Annotated in this window: 5 protein-coding genes; all 5 read left to right on the plus strand. The window is 34.8% G+C overall.

Annotation, left to right across the window (positions count from 1 at the left end; all coding sequences use genetic code 11):
• The coding region (locus tag C7N71_RS07930; RefSeq protein WP_157944400.1) for a hypothetical protein at positions 1-218 on the plus strand (218 nt) is incomplete at its 5' end.
• A 3-nt stretch (positions 219-221) separates the two neighbouring features.
• The gene (locus C7N71_RS07935; protein ID WP_105988555.1) at positions 222-554 is read left to right on the plus strand and encodes a hypothetical protein; all 333 of its coding nucleotides are present in this window, start codon (positions 222-224) and stop codon (positions 552-554) included.
• Positions 541-1683, plus strand: coding sequence for a baseplate J/gp47 family protein (locus C7N71_RS07940; RefSeq protein WP_105988556.1), 1143 nt, complete (start codon positions 541-543; stop codon positions 1681-1683). The genes C7N71_RS07935 and C7N71_RS07940 overlap by 14 nt, the downstream gene beginning before the upstream one ends.
• Positions 1676-2296, plus strand: a complete 621-nt coding sequence (locus C7N71_RS07945) for a hypothetical protein (RefSeq protein WP_105988557.1) — start codon at positions 1676-1678, stop codon at positions 2294-2296. Before C7N71_RS07940 ends, C7N71_RS07945 begins: the two co-directional genes overlap by 8 nt.
• 11 nt (positions 2297-2307) lie before the next feature.
• On the plus strand, positions 2308-2682 hold a 375-nt coding region (locus tag C7N71_RS07950), incomplete at its 3' end, for a hypothetical protein (RefSeq protein WP_157944401.1).

Consider the following 2682-nt stretch of genomic DNA (forward strand, 5'->3'; position numbering starts at 1 on the left):
TCACACCGAACTATAAAAAACTTAGTAAGGAAGAAATTAAGGATAACAAGCTAGATTATAAAAAAGATGATGTAGTGGTTGTGGGCAGTTTGGATCATGACGATATGTATTTTAAAAAGGATTTATACAATGTCGATACTGAAAGAACTCATTCTGCTGATTTTGCAGTTATCTTAGGTCGTTATGCTCGCAAAGACGACTTTAAAGGAGGTGATTAGTTATTGGCCAAAGATTTACTTTATACCACTGATGGTGATTTATATCTTGGTCCTAATGGTCCAGTAGAAATATCTGGCCTAGATGAGATTAAACAGACACTTGATTTTATCTTAATGACTATGGATACTTCCTGGTTAATCGGTGGTTATGATGAAAATGCAGCAATATCAACTGTAAACTTAGCTTTAAAACAAGATAAAAGGGTAATAGATGTAATTAAAGTTAGTCCATCTTATGATAACGAAAATCATACGGTGGACTTCTATATTATCGTTAATACTACTCTAGGCACACTAGATTTCAGAAAGGAGTTGAGAGCAGATGCCATTAACTGAAGATGGTTGGGTATCACTTAATCCAGATGATGCACTAGCAAAAAGTAAGCAAAAAGTACAACAATTATTTGGTGCTGATACTGATGTTTCATCAGGTAGTCCCATGGGTAGAATGGCTCAATTGCTAACTGATTTAGAACTAGAAAATGATAATGCTGCTCAAGATGCATACGATAATTCATTTTGGAATAGTGCAACTGGCGTGGCATTAGACAGATTAGCAACACAAATAGGAATTCAACGCCATCAAGCACAATATGCTCAAGCTGACTTACAAATAACTGGGAAACCTGGCTATTTAATTCCAGCCAATACTGAATTTATGACAGATAATGGTGATTCTTTTCTATCTGATTTAGACACACAAATAGATAATAATGGGAATGCTGTTGTATCAGTTCATTCTACCGAAATGGCAGGTTATACCAATGTTGATGCCAATACTATCATCAATCAGGCTAACCCAGTTGATGAAATCGAAACAGTTACTAATCCTAGTGCTGCTACTGGTGGCGCTGATGAAGAATCGGACTATGATTTTAGAAATCGTGGCGCTATTAATCAAAACTCGCCTGAAGGTCCTACGACTGGTGGTATTAGAACAGCGCTTATTAATGTTGATGGTGTAAGCGGCGTGACTGTACAGAACAATCAATCCAAAGAAACAGATTCCCATGGGAACCCACCTAATACTATTCATATCTATGTTGTGGGTGGTAATGATATTGCAATTGCTAATAAATTAGCAGATGTGTTGGCAGGTGGTGCAACCACTGTAGGTAAGCAATCATATGATGTAAATATTTTTAACAACATTGTGACGGTTAACTTTGATCGTGCTGTTCAAAAGACCATTAGTTTCAAACTTGATATTGATGTGACTTCTGGTTTTGATGTTGATGCCGTTAAGCAATCAGTCCAAGACTATCTTGCTACCTTTGAAATGGGTGACGAAATCATTCTTAATAAATTGAATGTGAACTTATACCAACTAATTGGGGTTAAAAAGGTCAATTCCATTCAAATAAAATATGATGATAAAGATTGGTCTGATAGTGATTTACAACTAGACAATGTGTCATTTGCTGTTACCCATAACGAAAATATCGAGGTGGATATACATGGTTAATGACAACGATACTTTGCAGATTGGTCAAAATTACTATGACTATCATAAAAGTAATATCGAAAAAATGAACGGCTTCAATATTACTAAATGCAGCAATTTTGATAAGCTAATTAAATTTATCGATTCCACTTACTTCACTTCTAGACAAAATCTAGATGAACAAGATAAAGCGCATGATATTAACTATGCACATGGCTTAGAACTTGACGATAAAGGCGATAATTATTCATTGTTTAGGAACAACTTAGATGATGAAACTTATCGTTTTTTACTTAAATCACATCTACTTTCTAGTCGTTCTAAAGGAACTTTTAAAGATTTGCTCAATATTACTGCTAATCTGCTAGGTTGCAAGCCTGAAGATGTTCGCATGGTCAATGCTAGAACCATTAAAAATGGCATCGATAATGGTGGAGATGCCAATACTTTAACGATTAAAGATATCGATATTTCTAAAGTTCAACATGCTAATTTGATACCTGAACTAGTCAAAGAGTTACAACATTCAACAGCAGGTGGATATCGAGTTAATCAGATTGGTTTCTCAGTGGCTATCGATATGCCTATGTACGTGGGTTCAGCAGTTAGTTTAGTTAAATACTTTGATATATAAGGAGGCTAAAAATGAAATATGAAAACAAATCTATCACTAGTGACGGAGAAAAATTACTAGCTCAATCAGTAGCTAATAGTCAATCGCCAATCATTGATAAAATGCTAGTTTTAAATACCGATATTCCACTTGAAAAAACTATTGATTCACTAACACTAAATGACTTTAGTAATGCGATTAGTTTTGATGTAAATAATGTTAGCCAAAATGATAATTCATTCACTGCATCAGCAGTTATCAGTAATGACGGAATTAATCAAGACTACACCGCTAAGCTAATTGGAGTTACTGGATTTCTAAATGGGAATGACGATAGAAAACTATTCTCAGTTGCTCAAGGTAGTGATCCGTTTGTAATCGAAAAACAAGATGGTACTCCAGTAACC

Origin of the sequence: Apilactobacillus timberlakei, assembly GCF_002993965.1 — a bacterium.
Taxonomy (GTDB): domain Bacteria; phylum Bacillota; class Bacilli; order Lactobacillales; family Lactobacillaceae; genus Apilactobacillus; species Apilactobacillus timberlakei.